Source organism: Shimia biformata (genome assembly GCF_016888515.1).
GTDB classification, from domain to species: Bacteria; Pseudomonadota; Alphaproteobacteria; order Rhodobacterales; family Rhodobacteraceae; genus Shimia_A; species Shimia_A biformata.
This window is the reverse complement of record NZ_JAFEJK010000001.1, coordinates 2,213,335-2,232,186: the sequence shown is the minus strand read 5'-3', so window position 1 is coordinate 2,232,186 and position 18,852 is coordinate 2,213,335. Positions and strand designations below refer to the sequence as shown.

The window sequence follows — 18,852 nt, the reverse complement described above, 5'->3', positions numbered from 1 at the left end:
GCTAACATTTTGCCGGGGCCACGCACGGCCCTTTGAATTCGGGGCTTGGAGCAGGGGCTGACATGGTTTCTCGGATCATCCCGGTCGAGGCATTCGACCTGATCATTTTCGGCGGGACAGGGGATCTGGCCCGGCGCAAGATCCTGCCTGCGCTGTTCAAGCGCTTCTGCGCGGGCCAGATGCCGTCGCCCAGCCGGGTGATCGGCGTGGCGCGTGGCGACCTTGGCGATGCGGGCTATCGTGACGAGGTGCGCGCGGCGCTGAAGGAACATCTGGACGTTCCCGGCGATGACAGCGCTATTTCCGCCTTTCTTCAGCAAATACACTATGTCCGCGTCGATGTTCTGGGCGAAGACGGCTGGCAGGAACTGGCCGACATGCTGGAACCGGGGCGTATCCGGGCGTTTTACCTCTCGGTCGGGCCAAGCCTGTTCGGGGATATTGCCCGGCGGCTGCAGGCGGCGGGGCTGGCCGACAGCGAGTCCCGGATCGTGGTGGAAAAACCCTTTGGTCATGACCTCGATTCGGCGCGGGCGCTGAACCGGGAACTGGCGGGGTATTTCGACGAGGGCCAGATCTACCGGATCGACCATTACCTGGGCAAGGAAACCGTCCAGAACCTGATGGCGGTGCGGTTCGGCAACATGCTGTTCGAACCCTTGTGGAACGCGCAATATGTCGACCATATCCAGATCACGGTCGCCGAAACCGTCGGTGTTGGCGGGCGCGGCGCCTATTATGACCGCGCCGGGGCGATGCGCGACATGATGCAGAACCACCTGATGCAACTCTTGTGCCTGATCGCGATGGAGCCGCCTGCGAAATTCGACCCCGACGCGGTGCGCGACGAAAAGCTGAAGGTCATCCGCGCGCTGGAACCGGTCCAGCCGCATCACATCATCCGGGGTCAGTACACGGCCGCCGATGGGGTCAAAAGCTATCGCGAGGACGTCGGCAACGACCGATCGAAAACCGAAAGCTTCATCGCCATCAAGACCCATGTGTCGAACTGGCGATGGGCGGGGACGCCGTTCTATCTGCGCACGGGCAAGCGGCTCAAGGCGCGCGACAGCCAGATCACCGTGGTGTTCAAGGACGCGCCGCATTCGATCTTTGGTCCCGATTCCGGGCGTCACAACAACGAGCTGACGATCCAGTTGCAGCCCGATGAGGGCATCACGCTGGATGTGACCATCAAGGAACCGGGGCCGGGCGGCATGCGGCTGATCGACGTGCCGCTGGACATGAGTTTCGCCGAGGCGCTGGGGCCCGAGGCGGACGCGCCGGATGCCTATGAACGGCTGATCATGGACGTGATCCGGGGCAACCAGACCCTGTTCATGCGCAATGACGAGGTCGAGGCCGCCTGGGCCTGGACCGATCCCATCATCAAGGGCTGGGAGGCGCGCGGCGACGTCCCGAAACCCTATGATTCCTTTACAAACGGGCCGGATGACGCATCGCTCCTGATCCGTCGCGACGGCCGTGAATGGCGGAGTATCGGCCAATGAAATTCGAAACCTATGCCGATCGCGACATCCTTGCGATCGATCTTGCACAACGGCTGGCGGCGGATCTGGCGGATGCGCTGCGGCACGAGGATCGTGTCCTTCTGGCGGTGCCCGGCGGGACCACGCCGGGGCCGATCTTTGACGCGCTTTGTGCGGCTGACATCGACTGGGACCGGGTGGATGTGGTTCTGACCGACGAACGCTGGGTGCCCGAGGATCACGAACGTTCGAACGCGCGGCTGGTCAAGGACCGTCTTATCACGGCGCGGGCGGCGGCGGCGCGGTTCCTGCCGCTCTATACCCCGGCCCATAGCGCGGACGAGGTTCTGGCCGAGGTCGAAAGCCAGATCGCCCCGGAACTGCCCGTTGCGGTGCTGCTTCTGGGCATGGGCGCGGACATGCACACCGCGTCACTGTTCCCCGGCGCCGAGGGGCTGGAACAGGCGCTGGCCGAGGATGCGCCGATCCTTGTTCCCATCCGCCGCGACGACCTGCCGGACCGCCGCATCACCCTGTCGGCGCGCGTCTTGAACGGGGCGATCCGCAAACATGTCGTGATCACCGGCGAGGACAAGCGCAAGGCAATTGAAACCGCGCTTCACCTGCCGCCGGAAGAGGCTCCGATCCATGCCGTTCTGGACGGCGCAGTTATTCATTGGGCGAAGTAACATGTTCGAAAACCTGAAAGAAATGCAATCGCGTGTGGCGGATCGCGCGATGATGTCGCTGTTTGACGATGCAGGCCGGGCCGATGCGTTCTCGGTCACGGCCGACGGGCTGCTGTTTGACTATTCCAAGACCAATATCGACGACCAGACCCGCGCCGCGCTGCTGGATCTGGTGCGCCAAACCGGGGTCGAGGCCAAGCGCGACGCGATGTTTGCCGGTGAGAAAATCAACCTGACCGAGGATCGCGCCGTGCTGCATACCGCACTGCGCAACCTTGATGGCGGGCCGGTCACGGTGGACGGTGCCGACGTCATGCCCGGCGTGCGTGACGTGCTGGCGCGGATGGAGGCTTTTGCCGAACAGGTGATCGCCGGAACCTGGCCCGAGACGGGCAAGATTACCGATGTGGTCAATATCGGCATCGGCGGCTCGGATCTTGGCCCGGCGATGGCGGCGATTGCGCTGAAACCCTTTGCCAAAGGTCCGCGCTGTCACTTCATTTCCAATGTCGACGGGGCGGATCTGGCGGATACGCTTGCAGGTCTGGACGCGGCCACCACGCTGTTCATTGTCGCCTCAAAAACCTTCACCACCCAGGAAACCATGATGAACGCGCGCTCGGCGCTGGCCTGGGCCGAGGCGCGGTCGTCGGACGCGATCTCGCGCTTTGTGGCGATTTCCACCGCCGAGGATGAGACCGCGAAATTCGGCATCCCGCCAGAGCGGGTCTTTGGCTTCGAGGACTGGGTCGGCGGGCGTTATTCCATGTGGGGGCCGATTGGCCTGTCGCTGATGCTGGCAATTGGGCCAGAGGGGTTCCGCGATTTCCTGCGCGGCGGGCAGGCAATGGACCGCCATTTCCGCAGCGCGCCGATTGACCAGAATATCCCGGTCCTGCTGGCGCTGACCGGGGTCTGGCACCACCAGGTCTGCGGCTATGCCACCCGCGCAGTGTTGCCCTACGAACAACGCCTGCTGCGGCTGCCGGCCTATCTGCAACAGCTTGAAATGGAATCAAACGGCAAGCGGGTGACGCGGGCCGGGGATGCGCTGGATTGTGTCAGCGGCCCGGTTGTCTGGGGTGAACCCGGCACCAATGGCCAGCACGCGTTTTACCAGCTGATCCACCAGGGCACGGCGGACATTCCCTGCGAATTCCTCGTCGGTGCGAAGGGCCACGAACCCGAACTGGCCGCCCATCACGCCGCGTTGGTCGCCAATTGCCTGGCGCAATCCGAAGCGTTGTTGAAAGGTCGGTCCGAAGCCGAAGCCCGCGGTCAGCTTGAGGCCAAGGGCGTGACGGGCGACCGGCTGACGATGCTGGCACGCCACCGCGTCTTTCCGGGCAACCGGCCCTCGACCACGCTGGTGTACCCCAGCCTGACGCCCTTTGTGCTGGGCCAGATCATCGCGCTTTATGAACACCGGGTCTTTGTCGAGGGGGCGATCCTTGACATCAACTCCTATGACCAGTGGGGGGTTGAGCTGGGCAAGGAACTTGCCAATTCCTTCCTGCCCGCTGTCGAGGGCGCGGACCTGCCACAAGGCACATCAGGGTCGACGTCCAAGGTGCTGGAATTTATCAGGAAAAACGGGTAAGGGTCAGACGGTTCCGGCGCCGTCCCGGGCAATCAGAACCTGCCGGGTCGCCTCGGTCAGCGGCTCTGCGCCTGATCCGTCGGCAGCCACCGCGACAATGGTGGCGGTGGCAAATGTCGCCAGGCCGCCAGCGGACCAGACCGCGTGATCCATGGTAAAGGACGTGCGCCCCAAGCGGGTGGTGCGGGCGGTCACGACATAATCGGTGTGCAACTTCAACTCTTTGCGGTAATCGACTGATGTTGCACGCAAAACCCAGCGTGGATTCGGACCTTGGGTGTCGTCCAGCCCGTAATCGGCAAAATAGGCGATGCGCACGTTTTCGAACCAGGCCAGGTAGGACCGGTTGTTGACGTGATTGAGCGGGTCCAGTTCCGAAAACATCACCCGCCCGCCGATGCCAAAGGGCCAAGGCTCTTCGATCCCGAACCCGCGCAGATGTTGCTGGGTCAGGGGCTTGTGATAGGGCAGGTCCATGGGGCCTCGGTCGTGCTGGGAAGTTTTTGGAGCGGGTAACGGGAATCGAACCCGTAACTTAAGCTTGGGAAGCTCGCGTGATACCTTTTCACCATACCCGCCGCTGTGAGCGTGAGGTAGCCAAAGGCACGAGGGGCGTCAATAGCCCATCTGCGCCAAATGGCGGACGCAGGGATGCGGTTGCTACTTGCGCCGCCGCCTGCGGCGTGCACCTTCGGACCCGTCGCCGCCGCCGGTGTTGAAGGACACATCGGGCAGGCTGACGACCTGCATCAGGTTGGGGAAGGGCGCGGTGGCGTGGGGGATGGCGTTGGCGGCGACGAAATGTTCCTGGAACCGGGGTTCGATCGCGGTTTCGACCTTGGTGATCTCACCGACCACGCGCTCGATCTCGGCCCGCGCCGCGATGTTGCAAAGGGCGATGCGCGCGCCGGTGCCGGCGGCGTTCCCGGCGGAGGTGACCTTGTCCAGCGGGGCGTCGGGGATCATGCCCAGAACCATGGCATGTCTGGTGGAGATATGCGCTCCAAAGGCCCCGGCAAGGACGATCCGGTCGACGGTGTCGACGCCCATCTCGTCCATCAGCAGCCGCGCCCCGGCATAAAGCGCGGATTTGGCCAGCTGGATCGCGCGGATGTCGCTTTGGGTGACGGTGATGCGCGGGCCGCCTGTCGCGCTGGCGTCATGCAGCACATAGGCGTTGGTCCGGCCCTCGGCGACGCATCGCTGCGTGCCGGTCTGCGCCGCCGACCCGATCAGCCCGCTGGGGTCCAGAAGCCCGGCAAGGCGCATCTCGGCCACGGCCTCGATGATGCCCGAGCCGCAGATGCCGGTGATCCCGGTCACGGCGGTTGCGGCGTCAAAACCGGGATCGTCGGACCAGAGGTCGGACCCGATCACGCGGAAGCGCGGTTCCTTGGTGACGGGGTCGATCTCGACCCGCTCGATGGCACCGGGCGCGGCGCGCTGGCCGGAACTGATCTGCGCGCCCTCGAACGCAGGACCGGTGGGCGAGGAACAGGCCAGAACGCGGGTCTTGTTGCCCAGAAGGATCTCGGCATTGGTGCCGACATCGACCACCAGCACGAGGTCTTCGGACTTGCCCGGCTCCTCCGAGAGTGCAACCGCGGCGGCATCGGCCCCCACATGGCCCGCGATACAAGGCAGCACATAGACCCGCGCGGTTTCATTCATCGCGGTCAGGTCCAATTCGCGCGCGTTCAGCGAGACAGAGCCGGACGTGGCCAGCGCAAAAGGCGCCTGACCCAGTTCCACCGGGTCGATCCCCAGAAGCAGGTGATGCATCACCGGGTTGCAGACAAACACGGTTTCCAGGATCTGGTTCGGGTCGATCCCGGCCTCGGCCGCGATGGTTTCGGTCAGCGCATTGATGGCCACACGCACCGCGCGCGTCATCTCCTGATCGCCGCCGGGGTTCATCATCGCGTATGACACCCGGCTCATCAGGTCCTCGCCAAAGCGGATCTGCGGGTTCATCACGCCCGAGGACGCCTTGACGTCGCCATTTCTGAGATCACAGAGATGCGCGGCGATGGTGGTCGAGCCAAGGTCGATGGCAAGCCCGTAGATGCGGGTTTCCGAGAGACCCGGCCAGATGTCGAGGATACGGTGGCTTGTATCGTCATGGCCCTTATGCAGCGCGACCGTGACCTGCCAGTTGCCCTTGCGCAGCGTCGGTTGCAACCGGCGCAGGATGCTGAGGTCTGCCGTGATTCCGTCAATGCCCCACTGGTCCTTCAAAGCCCGTTCCAGCCGTTCCAGATCGCCGGTTGGCTCGTGCATGTCGGGTTCCTGCACCTCGACAAAGTAAAGATGCGTCGCCGGGTCCATGGTGATGGCGCGGGCGGTGGCGGCCTTGCGCACGACCTGGCGGTGGACCTGGCTTTCGGGCGGCACGTCGATCACGACGTCGCCCTTTACCGTGGCCTGACAACCCAGCCGCCGGCCGTCGATCATGCCGCGCTTGGACTTGTAGCGTTCCTCGACCGCGTTCCAGTCGGACAGCGCCTCGGGGGTCGAGGTGACGCCGTGTTTCGGGAACTCACCGAACGAGGGTGTGATCTGGCATTTCGAGCAGATGCCGCGCCCGCCACAGACCGAGTCGAGGTCGACGCCCAGCTGCCGCGCCGCCGTCAGGATCGGCGTGCCGACCGGGAACCGCCCGCGTTTTCCCGAGGGGGTAAAGATAACAAGGGGATCGCTGCTCATGTGTCCGTGGTCCTGTTCGCGCGTTCTGGCTGGATCATAACTGGCGCGTGGGCGCGGGAAAGGCAAGGAGCGGCGGGTTTTTGCCCGGGACCGTCATTGTATTGACTCACAGGTGGTCGGGACAGGGTCGCGCCCGATCCCGAGGGTGGGCGCCTTGTCGCCTCGAAGGTCAGTGAGACAAGCGAAGACCGTTTCATCTGGCGCGGCCCATCGTTCCAATCGCGCTCGCTTGTATTGCCAAAGGCAAACCTCTGGTTTGACGGGGCGGGGTCGGGCGCGACCCGGATCGCGGGCGATCCGGGGGCAATTTCTTACCGGTTTCCCCGCGAGACGGCGAATAGGGGTTTCCGTTTGGGGTCACCCATGCAATAGGGAAGCGCCAAACGAGGTAATCCATGGAGAGTTGTGATGGAGATTCGTGAGGCGCTCACTTTCGATGATGTTCTGTTGGTCCCGGCGGCGTCGAGCGTTCTGCCCTCGACGGCGGATACACGCACCCGCGTCACGCGGTCGATCACGATGAACATCCCGCTTCTCAGTTCCGCCATGGATACCGTGACCGAGGCGCGCATGGCGATTGCCATGGCGCAGGCGGGCGGGATCGGGGTCATTCACAAGAACCTTGATACCGAGGCGCAGGCGCGCGAGGTGCGGCGGGTGAAGCGGTTTGAATCGGGCATCGTCTACAACCCGGTCACGCTGCGTGCCAACCAGACGCTGGCCGATGCCAAGGCGCTGATCGAACGCTATAACTTCACCGGCTTCCCGGTGGTGGACGAGGCAGGCCGCATCGTCGGCATTGTCACCAACCGCGACATGCGCTTTGCGACCTCGGATGACACGCCGGTTCACGTGATGATGACCTCGAAAAACCTGGCGATCCTGCAGGAACCCGCCGATCTGGAAGAAGCCAAAAGCCTGATGAAGGCGCGCCGGATCGAGAAACTGCTGGTCACCGATGCCAAGGGCAAGCTGACGGGGCTCTTGACCCTGAAAGACACCGAACAGGCCGTTCTGAACCCCACCGCCTGCAAGGATCAGCTGGGGCGGCTGCGCGTCGCGGCGGCAAGCTCGGTCGGCAATGCCGGGTTCGAGCGCACCGAGGCGCTGATCGATGCCGGGGCCGATATCGTTGTCGTCGACACGGCGCACGGCCATTCGGAAGGCGTGATCGAGGCGGTGAAACGCGCCAAGGCGCTGTCGAACGAGGTCCAGATCATCGCCGGCAACGTTGCCACGGGTGACGCCACCCGCGCGCTGATCGACGCGGGCGCGGATGCGGTCAAGGTCGGGATCGGGCCGGGCTCGATCTGCACCACGCGCATGGTGGCGGGCGTCGGCGTGCCGCAGCTGACCGCGATCATGGATTGCGCCGCAGCTGCCGGGGACACGCCCGTGATTGCCGATGGCGGCATCAAGTTCTCGGGCGATTTCGCCAAGGCGATCGCGGCGGGGGCAAGCTGTGCCATGGTCGGGTCGATGATTGCCGGAACGGATGAAAGCCCCGGAGAGGTGATCCTCTATCAGGGCCGCTCGTTCAAATCCTATCGCGGCATGGGGTCGCTTGGCGCGATGGCGCGTGGTTCGGCCGACCGCTATTTCCAGAAAGACGCCGCCAGCGACAAGCTGGTGCCGGAAGGGATCGAGGGGCAGGTGCCTTACAAGGGATCGGCCAGCGCGGTCATTCACCAGCTGGTCGGCGGCCTGCGCGCGGCGATGGGCTATACCGGCTGCGGCACCGTGGAAGAGATGCGCAAGAACTGCAATTTCGTGAAGATCACCGGCGCGGGGCTGAAGGAAAGCCACGTGCATGACGTGCAGATCACCCGCGAAAGCCCGAACTACCGGATCGGCTGATGACACCCGGCGCGCGGGTTCAGGCCGCGATCGAGGCGCTTGACGAGATTCTGGCGGGCGCCCCGGCCGAGCGCGTGCTGACGTCCTGGGCGCGGCGCAGCCGGTTTGCCGGGTCCAAGGACCGTGCGGCGGTGCGTGACCTCGTGTTCTCGGGGCTCAGGCAGCGCAACAGCCTGGCGGCGCGCGGCGGGTCGATGACCGGGCGCGGGATCATGCTGGGTTATGTGGCGGCGTCGGGGGATGAGGTCACCGACCTGTTCTCGGGTCAGGGCCACGCGCCCACCGCACCGACCGAGGCGGAACAGGCGGCTTTGGCGGCAGACCCGGACCCGGAGGTGATCGACCTGCCGGACTGGATCGTGCCGATGTTCCGGGCGCGGCTGGGCGAGGATTTCGACGCGGTCCTGCGCCTCATGGCGGACCGCGCCCCGGTGCATCTGCGGGTGAACCCGCGCAAGGCGAGCCGCGACACGGCGATGGCGGCGCTGGCACAGGATGGGATCGAAACCGTCCCTCATCCAGCGGCTGATACCGCGCTTGTCGTGGTTGGCGATGGCCGCAAAGTTGCCCAGAGCGATCCTTATGTATCCGGCCTGATCGAGTTGCAGGACGCCTCAAGCCAGGCGGCGATTGCCGCGCTGCCTCTGACGGATGGTGACAGGGTTCTGGACTATTGCGCCGGTGGCGGCGGCAAGGTTCTGGCGATGGCGGCGCGGGTCGAAGGCCGGTTCTTTGCCCATGACATCGACGCCGGGCGAATGCGCGATCTGCCCCCGCGGGGACAACGGGCCGGGGTCGGTATTCGGATGATCGAGCCGGGGCAGGCCGCGCGCCATGCGCCGTTCGACCTTGTCTTCTGTGATGCGCCCTGCAGCGGGTCCGGCACATGGCGGCGCAGCCCGGATGCGAAATGGCGCTTTGGCGAAACTGATCTGGCCGCGCTTCAGGCGACGCAGGCGGCCATATTGGATGCGGCCGCCCCGCTCGTGGGGGCGGGTGGTCATCTGGCCTATGCCACCTGTTCATTGCTGCGGGCGGAAAATGAAGACGTGATCGACGCCTTTCTTGCCCGCAATGCCGGGTGGCAGGTGACAGGGATGCAGCAATGGACGCCGATTGATGACACGGACGGGTTCTTCCTTACCGTAATGACCCGCAGTCAGGGTGCATGACGTCAGGAATTCGCTTTATGCGGGAATGACTTTTGGCTTAACCTTCCATTAACTTTCTGGCGCGACTGTTTCCGCGCCGATGGGGATGGGAGTGATGGGGCAGGATATTTCCGGTTCAGCCGGCACCGCAGACAAACGTTTCAGTGCAGTGGGACAGGCCATGCCCGTCCTGCTGGTGATCTCGCTTTTCGTGCTGGCCTGGGCATCGGCCCCGTCGGTGCTGGGCAAGACCTTGTTTTTCGCCGGCTGTGTTCTGGCCTTTCTGCAACTCTTGGTCCTGCGGGGGTCAAGGCCTTCCGGCGAGCAGGCGACAGTCGACCCCGCGCAGCTGGATCACGTGCTGACCGATCTTGCCGGGCGTGGCGGGGTGACGGATGCGGCGGGTCGGGTGATATCGGCCCCGCATATCGGGCAAGAGGCCTTCGAAAGGCTGGTCAGCGCGAACCCAAGCCATCTGAAACGGGCGGTCGCTGGCGGGCTGTCCCGCACGTTGGCCTGTTCACAAGGAAGCCATGCGCTACCACAGGTGACCATCACCCGGCTGGCACCCGACGTTATTCTCTGGGTGCTGGACGATGCCGCGCCGCAGGGCGGCGACGCGCTGGAGGGGGTGCAATTCCCGGTGGTTCGTTTCTCGCGCGCGGGGGATGTGCTGCACCTGAACGCCGCCGCCCGCAAGACCGGCGCGGCTGGGCTGGGCCTGTCGCGGAGGCAGGTGGACAGCCTGTTTGATCACAAGTTCGTCGACCTCTCCGAGGACCACGCGGCCGTTCCGCTGGCCAGTGATGCGCGGGGATGTTCGGTTCTGCTTCTGCCGCGCCAGGTGGCGTGCCCGGCACCGGACGAGGTCGGGTTCGACACTTTGCCTGTCCCGCTGCTGCGTCTATCGACTGACGGCGTCATCGAACGCGCAAACGGAGCCGCGCGCCGCATGATCGGGGCGTCTCTGAGGCCGAACATGGCCCTTATTGATCTGGTCGAGGGGCTGGGCCGTTCGGTCAACGACTGGCTGACCGAGGCCGCGACCGGGGCCGGGGGCGTGCGGGCCGAATTCCTGCGCCTCAAGCGCCCGGAAGGAGAGGTTTTTGTCCAGGTCTCGCTTGGACGGGTGGCGGGGCGCGACGCGCCGCATCTTGTCGCGGTGCTGAATGACGCGACCGAATTGAAAACGCTTGAGGCGCAATTTGTCCAAAGCCAGAAGATGCAGGCGATCGGCCAGCTTGCCGGCGGCGTGGCGCATGATTTCAACAACTTGCTGACCGCGATCACCGGCCATTGCGACCTGTTGCTGCTGCGCCATGATCAGGGCGACCCGGATTTCGCCGATCTTGTGCAGATCAACCAGAACGCCAACCGCGCCGCCGCGCTGGTGGGCCAACTTCTGGCGTTTTCGCGCAAGCAGACGCTTCAGCCCGAACGGATCGACCTGCGCGACACCCTCAGCGACCTGACCCATCTGTTGAACCGGCTGGTGGGCGAAAAGGTGTCGCTCGTGCTGGAACACGACCCCGTGCTACCTTCGATCCGCGCCGACAAGCGCCAGCTTGAGCAGGTGTTGATGAACCTGATCGTGAATGCCCGCGACGCCATGCCGGATGGCGGGCGGATCACGATCGAGACCCGGAACCTTGACCTGCAGGACGTGATGGAACGGGACCGCGCTACCGTGCCGCCCGGCCAATACGTGCGCGTCACGGTGCGGGACGAGGGCACCGGCATCTCGCCCGAGGTGCTGGATAAGGTGTTCGAACCCTTCTACACCACCAAGCGCACCGGCGAGGGCACGGGGCTGGGCCTGTCCACCGCTTATGGGATCGTCAAACAAACCGGCGGCTTCATCTTCGTCGACAGCAAGGTCGGGCAGGGGACGTCGTTCCAGTTGATCTTCCCGGTCTTTCCTGAAGAACCGGCAAAGCCGGTCGCGCCAGCGCCGGTCGCGCGGGACACCAGCCAGAAGCGCGGCGACGGGGTTATCCTGCTTGTCGAGGACGAAGCCCCCGTTCGGTCCTTCGCTGCCCGCGCCCTGCGTCTGCGCGGCTATACGGTGATCGAGGCCGAAAGCGGCGAGCGCGCGCTTGAGATCCTTGATGACAGCGACCTTCAGATCGACCTGTTTGTCAGCGACGTCATCATGCCCGGTCTTGACGGTCCCGGCTGGGTTGCAAAGGCGCGGCAGGCGCGGCCCGATGTGCCCGTCGTCTTCATGTCGGGCTATGCCGAGGACAGTTTTGCCGACAAACAGGCGCGCATCGCCAATTCCGATTTCCTGCCCAAGCCGTTTTCACTGACCGACCTGACCGCCATGGTGCAGGACCAGTTCGCGCCTGCCTCAGCCGATTGAGTCATAAAGCGCGAATTCCTCGGCACATTTGCGGCGAAGCTTGGCCTCGACATCCGGTGACAGGGTCAGGGTCATCTTGGGCGAGACATTCTCGGCCCTGGTTTCGATCCTGCGGTTCAGCCGCTGTTCCAGAAAGGCAAACAACGCGTCTTGGTCCTCGTAGCGGAACAGGTGATTGACGCGGGTCCCGTTTGGGCGCGGCTCAAGGAACTTGGCCTGGCTGCCGACATTGGCAAAAGGCGGGCGGTCGCCCTTGCAATAGCCCTCGACAAATTCGTCAAAGCTCTTGTCCCTGGTCGAGGTGCGTTTGCCGTCAAGAAAAGGGCGCTGGCGATAGCGATACCAGCTTCCCAGCCAGCTGATCGGTTCCCGCATCACCGCCAGCGTTTCCATCCCCGACTCGCCCGCCGCCTTTTCGAACATCGGGCGGAAGAACCGGTTGTAGCGATAGATCGGCGCGTGTTTCAGTTCCGGCGGGTCGCGCACAACGATATCGGCCTCGGCACCCAGCGCCGATTGCAACGCCGTTGTCCCGGTCTTTGGAACCGACAGGATGACCAGTTTTTCTTTCCAGAAAACAAGCATTTCGCCCGATACCCTCAATGAAATTCAATTTGCCCGTGGCTTGTAAACTATCCGTTAACCGGGATGCGAAAAAGTGGGTGCGGGAAAGAATTTAGTTGAAATGTTCTCTTTTTGATCTCATAGAATGTGAGAACAAGAGGTGAACGAAGCAACCATTGCCGCCCTATTCGCGGTGTGGAATAAGGATAGAAACACATGGCAACGGCAGATCTTTTGATGATGAGCAGCAAGTCCTCGGCAGACAAACAAAAGGCGCTCGACAGCGCCCTGGCCCAGATCGAACGGCAGTTCGGCAAGGGGTCGATCATGAAACTGGGCGCGGACAACCCCGCGCAGGAGATCGAGGCGACCTCGACCGGGTCGCTGGGGCTGGATATCGCCCTGGGAATCGGCGGTCTGCCCAAGGGCCGGATCATCGAGATCTATGGCCCGGAATCGTCGGGCAAAACCACGCTGACCCTGCATTGCATCGCGGAAGAACAGAAAAAAGGCGGCGTCTGCGCCTTTGTCGATGCCGAACACGCGCTGGACCCGCTTTATGCCAAGAAACTGGGCGTCGATCTGGACGAACTGCTGATCTCGCAGCCCGACACCGGCGAACAGGCGCTTGAGATCACCGATACGCTGGTGCGCTCGGGGGCGGTCAACATGGTGGTGGTCGATTCGGTTGCCGCGCTGACCCCGAAATCCGAGCTTGAGGGCGACATGGGCGACAGTTCCGTCGGTGTTCAGGCCCGGCTGATGAGCCAGGCGATGCGCAAGCTGACCGGCTCGATCGCACGGTCGAACTGCATGGTGATCTTCATCAACCAGATCCGCATGAAGATCGGCGTCATGTTCGGCAGCCCCGAAACCACCACCGGCGGCAACGCGCTCAAGTTCTATTCTTCGGTGCGTCTGGACATCCGCCGCATCGGTGCGATTAAGGATCGCGACGAGGTGGTCGGCAACGCCACCCGCGTCAAGGTCGTGAAAAACAAGGTCGCGCCGCCGTTCAAACAGGTCGAGTTCGACATCATGTATGGCGAAGGCATCTCGAAAACCGGCGAATTGCTGGACCTTGGCGTCGCCGCCGGCGTCGTGGCCAAGTCCGGGTCGTGGTTCAGCTATGGCGATGAGCGGATCGGTCAGGGGCGTGAGAACGCCAAGACCTTCCTCAAGGAAAACCCCGCCATCGCGCATGAGATCGAGGACAAGATCCGCGCCTCGCACGGGCTGGAAATGCCAATGGGCGAAGACAGCCCCGACGAGGTTGTCGAGGGGTGACAGGACACGTCACCCGACAGGAACTGAATGCGGCGCTGCCGCATGTCATGGCCGCCCCCAAGGACGGGGCGGCCATTTCCATGTTGTGCCTGCGTCCCGCGCGTAACACGCGCAAGTTTGTCGACCGGATCGAGGTCACAAAGGACAAGGGCATTCCCGGCGAACGCTGGGCCACGTCGCCATGGCTGACCCTGCCGGACGGGTCGCCTGATCCGGCGATCCAGGTCTCGATCCTGCCGCAGCGGGTGCTGGATCTTGTCTGGCGCGACCGCGTGAACACCGTGCATCCGGGCGATACGTTCATCGTCGACATGGACCTGTCGGAGGCGAACCTGCCCGAAGGCAGCATTTTGCAGGCGGGCAGCGCGCTCTTGCGGGTGTCGGGTGTATTCAATGACGGCTGCGTCAAATGGAGGGCGCGCTATGGGGCGGCGGCCAAGGACTGGATCACCGCGTCCGGCCACCCCGAACTTCGGCTGCGCGGCATCCTGTGCAGCGTCGAACGCGACGGGGTGATTTCGAACGGTGACAGGCTGACAAAACAGGGGTTCTGACCCGGCATCTGGCGGCGGGGACGCTTTGCGCTGTGGACAGCCATCGCGCGGGGGGCTAAACCCGCACGGAACCACTGTTTCCAACGCCAAGAGACCCCGCCCATGCCGAGCCTCAACGACATCCGGTCCACCTTCCTGAACTACTTTGCCAAACAGGGGCACGAGATCGTGTCCTCGTCGCCCTTGGTGCCGCGCAACGACCCGACGCTGATGTTCACCAATTCGGGCATGGTGCAGTTCAAGAACCTGTTCACCGGGGTCGAGACCCGCGATTATTCCCGCGCCACCACCAGCCAGAAATGCGTCCGTGCGGGGGGCAAGCACAATGACCTCGACAATGTCGGCTATACCGCGCGCCACCACACGTTCTTCGAGATGCTCGGCAATTTCTCGTTTGGCGATTACTTCAAGACCGAAGCGATCCCTTTCGCGTGGGAGCTGATTACAAAGGAATTCGAGATCCCCAAGGACCGGCTTTATACCACGGTTTATCACACCGATGACGAAGCCTTTGAAATCTGGAAGAAAGTCGGCGTGCCGGAAAGCCGGATCATCCGCATCGCCACTTCGGACAACTTCTGGCAGATGGGGCCGACCGGCCCCTGTGGTCCCTGCACCGAGATCTTCTATGACCACGGCGACCACATCTGGGGTGGACCTCCGGGGTCACCGGAAGAGGACGGCGACCGGTTCATCGAGATCTGGAACGTCGTTTTCATGCAGAACGAACAGTTCGAGGATGGCTCGATGCGGGCGCTCGACATGCAGTCGATCGACACCGGTATGGGGCTGGAACGGATCGGCGCGCTGTTGCAGGGCAGCCATGACAACTATGACACCGACCTGTTCAAGGCGCTGATCGAGGCCTCGGCCCATGCCACCTCGACCGACCCTTACGGCGATCAGAACGTGCATCACCGAGTGATTGCCGACCATCTGCGGTCAACCTCGTTCCTGATTGCCGACGGGGTGATGCCCTCAAATGACGGGCGCGGTTACGTGCTGCGCCGGATCATGCGCCGCGCCATGCGCCACGCGCATCTTCTGGGCGCCAAGGACCCGGTCATGCATCAGCTTGTTCCGGCGCTGGTCAGCCAGATGGGGAATGCCTACCCGGAACTCGGTCAGGCGCAGGCGCTGATTCAAGAGACACTGAAACTGGAAGAAACCCGGTTCAAGCAGACGCTGGATCGCGGGTTGAAGCTGCTTGATGACGAATTGTCCGGTCTGGACGACGATGCCCCCCTGCCGGGTGCGGCAGCGTTCAAGCTTTATGACACCTACGGCTTCCCGCTCGACCTGACGCAGGACGCGCTGCGCGAAAAGGGCCGGTCGGTGGACACCGACGGGTTCGACGCGGCCATGGAAGAACAGAAGGCCAAGGCCCGTGCAGCATGGGCCGGGTCGGGCGAGGCGGCGGATAACGCGGTCTGGTTCGATATCCTCGACAGTGCTGGTGCCACCGATTTCCTGGGCTATGACACCGAAAAGGCCGAAGGCCAGGTCATGGCGCTGATCGCCGATGGCGCCGAGGTCGACAGGATCGACGCGGGTGGTGAAGGCTGGGTCGTGGTCAACCAGACCCCGTTCTACGCCGAATCCGGCGGTCAGGTCGGAGACACCGGGGTGATCCGCCGGCTGGAAAACCGCGACGACACCGCGCTGGTCGAGGACACCAAGAAATTCGCTGATGGCAAGGTCTTTGCCCATAAGGTCACCGTCAAATCCGGCGCGCTGGCCAAGGGCGACCCGGTCGAGCTTGAGGTCAACCACACCCGCCGCAGCGCCATCCGCGCCAACCATTCGGCCACCCACCTGTTGCACGAAGCCCTGCGCGAATGTTTGGGCGATCACGTGGCACAGCGCGGGTCGCTCAATGCCGAGGACCGGCTGCGGTTCGACTTCAGCCATGCCAAGGCATTGTCCGAGGCGGAACTGCAAACCGTCTCGAATGACGTCAATGCCTTCATCCGCCAGAACTCGGCCGTGGAAACCCGGATCATGACGCCGGACGATGCCCGCGAGATTGGCGCGCAGGCGCTGTTTGGCGAGAAATACGGTGACGAGGTGCGGGTCGTCTCGATGGGCCGCGCCGACACCGGCAAGGGGCTGGATGGCAAGACCTATTCGATCGAACTGTGCGGCGGCACCCATGTCCGTCAGACCGGGGACATCGGCGCCTTTGTGCTTCTGGGCGACAGCGCGTCAAGCGCGGGCGTGCGCCGGATCGAGGCGCTGACCGGGGCAGCGGCGCTGAACCATCTTGAGGCGGAGGCCAAACGCATGAGCGCGGTGATGACCATGCTCAAGGCGCAGCCGGCGGATGTGCTGGACCGCGTCAAGGCGGTGATGGACGAACGCAAGGCGCTGCAGAACGAGGTCGCGCAGCTGCGCCGCGAACTGGCCATGGCCGGGGGTGCCGGGCAGGGATCGGGCTCCGAGGTCAAGGAAATCAACGGCGTCAAGTTCATCGCGCAGGTTCTGTCGGGTGTGACGGGGCGCGACCTGCCGCCGTTGATCGACGAGCACAAGGCCGCCATCGGCTCCGGCGCGGTGCTGTTGATCGCGGATGCAGATGGCAAGGCGGCTGTGGCTGCCGGTGTGACCGACGATCTGACCGGAGACCTGTCGGCGGTCGATATCGTGCGCGCCGCCGTTGCCGAACTGGGCGGCAAGGGCGGCGGTGGCCGTCCCGACATGGCGCAGGGCGGTGGCAAGGATGCCGCAAATGCCGAGGCCGCGATCAAGGCCGCAGAAACCGTTTTGGAAGGATAAGACATGCCCGCACTCTGGATTGCCCATGTGACCGTCACCGACGACGCGGCCTATGCCAAATATGCCGAGCTTGCCGGCCCCGCGATTGCCAAGCATGGCGGGCATTTCATCGCCCGTGCCGCGCGTTACGTGCAGCTTGAGGGCAAGGAACGTCCGCGCAATGTCGTGGCGAAATTCCCCAGCCTTGAGGCGGCGGAAGCCTGCTATCACAGCCCCGAATATCAAGAGGCCCTGAGCCACGCGCGCGGCGCGTCGGAGCGGGAACTCGTGGTGGTTGAGACCAGCGAATAGGTTGGCGGGAAGGGACGCGCCCGACCCTGGGTGGGCGCATTCCTGACATTTGAACAAGGCGTGACAACGCGTTACGCGAAATGTTCATGGTGGCCACAACGTTCGATTAAGCGCCCTCCCGGGGGGAGGGTCGGGCGCGGCCCGGGCTGAAGCCCGTGCCAATTCCCACTTAAAGCGGCCTGATCTTCAGCTTGGTGATGCGGTTGTCGATGCGGCCCGACACCTCGAAGCGGAACCCGTGGAACGAAAACACCTGACCGACGGTCGGGATCGACTGGGCCTCGTGGATGACCAGCCCGGCGACGGTGTTGGCCTCGTCATCGGGCAGGCCCCAGTCCATTGCGCGGTTGAGGTCGCGGATGGTCATATCGCCCTCGACGACAAATGACCCGTCCTCGGCCCGGCGCACCTGTTGGGTGCCGTCGGGATCAAACTCGTCCGTGATCTCGCCGACGATCTCTTCCAGGATATCTTCCAGCGTGATCAGCCCCTGCAACGCGCCATATTCATCCACGACCAGCGCAAAATGCGTGTTGCGCTTCAGGAACTGGCGCATCTGGTCGTCCAGCGACGTGGTCTCGGGCACGAAATAGGGTTTGCGGGCGACCTCGCGGATGTCAAAGCTGGAGAGGTCGGAAAACGACGCATTGGCCCCGACCATCTGCCGATACATGCCGCGCAAGAGGTCTTTGGCGTGAACCACACCGATGATATTGTCTGGCTCACCCCGGAACAGGGGCAGGCGGGTATAGTTGCTTTCCAGACATTGCGACAGGATTTCCGCCGGGTCCGCATCGGCGTCCAGCATCTCGATGCCTGAGCGGTGCAACATGATTTCCTCGACCGTGCGGTCCGACAGGTCCAGCGCGCCAAGGATGCGGTCGCGGTCTTCCTTTTCAACGACGCCCTCGGAATGGCCCAGTTGCAGCGCCCCGGCGATTTCCTCGCGCACGGCAAGGATATGGCTGTCGGGGTCGGTCTGGACCCCGAAAACGCGCAGCACCAGCCGCACCAGCGCCCGCACCGCCGCAACCACGGGCGAGAACACCGTGATCACCAGTGCAATCGGGGCCGAGACCAGCGCCGCCGCTTTTTCGGAATTGGTGATGGCATAGGTCTTGGGCAGGACTTCTGCAAAGATCAGCACCATCAGCGTCATCACCAGCGTCGCCAGCGCGACCCCGTTCTGGCCAAAGAGCTTGGTGAACAGCGCTGTCGCCAACGACGTGGCAAGGATATTGACAAGGTTGTTGCCCAGAAGGACCGAGCCGATCAGCCGTTCGTTATCCTCGGTGATCTTCAGCGCCCGCTCGGCCCCGGCATCGCCCTTGTCGGCCTGCGCACGCAGCTTGCCGCGCGACGCGGCGGTCAGCGCGGTTTCCGAACCTGAAAAGAATGCCGACAAGACCAGAAGCGCCAGAATTGCCGCTGCCGATATCCAGAATGCCCCCTCAAGGGCCTCAGTGCTGACGTCCATAGCCTCAAAATCCATTGCCGTTCTGACGGTTATGGGATGTGGCGCGGCC

At 63.8% G+C, this 18,852-nt stretch carries 14 protein-coding genes and 1 tRNA gene; 10 read left to right on the top strand and 5 right to left on the bottom strand.

The window, feature by feature from the left end:
* Positions 1 to 62: 62 nt before the first annotated feature.
* Genes zwf through pgi form a run of 3 tightly spaced genes read left to right on the top strand, consistent with a single transcriptional unit; the run spans position 63 to position 3,779 of the window.
* Positions 63 to 1,511 (top strand): glucose-6-phosphate dehydrogenase, encoded by a 1,449-nt coding sequence (gene zwf / locus JQ863_RS10920; RefSeq protein ID WP_204114298.1) that lies wholly within the window; start codon positions 63 to 65, stop codon positions 1,509 to 1,511.
* Entirely contained in the window at positions 1,508 to 2,179 is a 672-nt protein-coding gene (gene pgl / locus JQ863_RS10915) for a 6-phosphogluconolactonase (RefSeq protein WP_204114297.1), read from the top strand. The genes zwf and pgl overlap by 4 nt, the downstream gene beginning before the upstream one ends.
* A 1-nt stretch (position 2,180) precedes the next feature.
* Positions 2,181 to 3,779, top strand: coding sequence for a glucose-6-phosphate isomerase (pgi, locus tag JQ863_RS10910; protein ID WP_204114296.1), 1,599 nt, complete (start codon positions 2,181 to 2,183; stop codon positions 3,777 to 3,779).
* A gap of 3 nt (positions 3,780 to 3,782) precedes the next feature.
* On the opposite strand, the gene JQ863_RS10905 is transcribed toward pgi, so the two are convergent.
* The 3 genes from JQ863_RS10905 to JQ863_RS10895 form a co-directional block, all read right to left on the bottom strand.
* Positions 3,783 to 4,256: an acyl-CoA thioesterase gene (locus JQ863_RS10905; protein WP_204114295.1), complete on the bottom strand. Its 474-nt coding sequence runs from the start codon at positions 4,254 to 4,256 to the stop codon at positions 3,783 to 3,785.
* Between the two features lie 27 nt (positions 4,257 to 4,283).
* Positions 4,284 to 4,357, bottom strand: a tRNA-Gly gene (locus JQ863_RS10900).
* Between the two features lie 82 nt (positions 4,358 to 4,439).
* Entirely contained in the window at positions 4,440 to 6,485 is a 2,046-nt protein-coding gene (locus JQ863_RS10895; RefSeq protein WP_204114294.1) for an ASKHA domain-containing protein, read from the bottom strand.
* A 408-nt stretch (positions 6,486 to 6,893) separates the two neighbouring features.
* On the opposite strand from JQ863_RS10895, the gene guaB reads away from it, so the two are divergent.
* The 3 genes from guaB (at position 6,894) to JQ863_RS10880 (ending at position 11,855) form a co-directional block, all read left to right on the top strand.
* Positions 6,894 to 8,342 (top strand): IMP dehydrogenase, encoded by a 1,449-nt coding sequence (gene guaB / locus JQ863_RS10890; RefSeq protein WP_204114293.1) that lies wholly within the window; start codon positions 6,894 to 6,896, stop codon positions 8,340 to 8,342.
* Positions 8,342 to 9,514 carry an RsmB/NOP family class I SAM-dependent RNA methyltransferase gene (locus tag JQ863_RS10885; protein ID WP_204114292.1) on the top strand — a complete coding sequence of 391 codons (1,173 nt, stop codon included), beginning with the start codon at positions 8,342 to 8,344 and terminating at the stop codon, positions 9,512 to 9,514. The genes guaB and JQ863_RS10885 overlap by 1 nt, the downstream gene beginning before the upstream one ends.
* Positions 9,515 to 9,674: 160 nt before the next feature.
* Entirely contained in the window at positions 9,675 to 11,855 is a 2,181-nt protein-coding gene (locus JQ863_RS10880) for an ATP-binding protein (RefSeq protein WP_239113265.1), read from the top strand.
* On the opposite strand, the gene JQ863_RS10875 is transcribed toward JQ863_RS10880, so the two are convergent.
* On the bottom strand, positions 11,844 to 12,440 hold the full coding sequence (locus JQ863_RS10875) for a gamma-glutamyl kinase (protein ID WP_204114290.1): 597 nt from the start codon (positions 12,438 to 12,440) through the stop codon (positions 11,844 to 11,846). The two genes, JQ863_RS10880 and JQ863_RS10875, sit on opposite strands and share 12 nt — an antisense overlap.
* A gap of 195 nt (positions 12,441 to 12,635) precedes the next feature.
* Here JQ863_RS10875 and recA point away from each other — a divergent pair, with 195 nt between their 5' ends.
* The 4 genes from recA (at position 12,636) to JQ863_RS10855 (ending at position 17,326) form a co-directional block, all read left to right on the top strand.
* The gene (gene recA / locus JQ863_RS10870) at positions 12,636 to 13,706 is read left to right on the top strand and encodes a recombinase RecA (RefSeq protein ID WP_204114289.1); all 1,071 of its coding nucleotides are present in this window, start codon (positions 12,636 to 12,638) and stop codon (positions 13,704 to 13,706) included.
* Between the two features lie 47 nt (positions 13,707 to 13,753).
* Positions 13,754 to 14,260 carry an MOSC domain-containing protein gene (locus JQ863_RS10865; RefSeq protein ID WP_239113397.1) on the top strand — a complete coding sequence of 169 codons (507 nt, stop codon included), beginning with the start codon at positions 13,754 to 13,756 and terminating at the stop codon, positions 14,258 to 14,260.
* Positions 14,261 to 14,362: 102 nt separating this feature from the next.
* A complete protein-coding gene (gene alaS, locus JQ863_RS10860; RefSeq protein ID WP_204114287.1) occupies positions 14,363 to 17,035 on the top strand; it encodes an alanine--tRNA ligase in 2,673 nt (890 codons plus the stop codon).
* A gap of 3 nt (positions 17,036 to 17,038) precedes the next feature.
* Positions 17,039 to 17,326, top strand: coding sequence for a DUF1330 domain-containing protein (locus JQ863_RS10855; RefSeq protein WP_204114286.1), 288 nt, complete (start codon positions 17,039 to 17,041; stop codon positions 17,324 to 17,326).
* A gap of 169 nt (positions 17,327 to 17,495) precedes the next feature.
* Here the strand turns inward: JQ863_RS10855 and JQ863_RS10850 are convergent, their stop codons facing one another.
* Positions 17,496 to 18,803 carry an HlyC/CorC family transporter gene (locus JQ863_RS10850; RefSeq protein ID WP_204114285.1) on the bottom strand — a complete coding sequence of 436 codons (1,308 nt, stop codon included), beginning with the start codon at positions 18,801 to 18,803 and terminating at the stop codon, positions 17,496 to 17,498.
* Between the last annotated feature and the right edge of the window lie 49 nt (positions 18,804 to 18,852).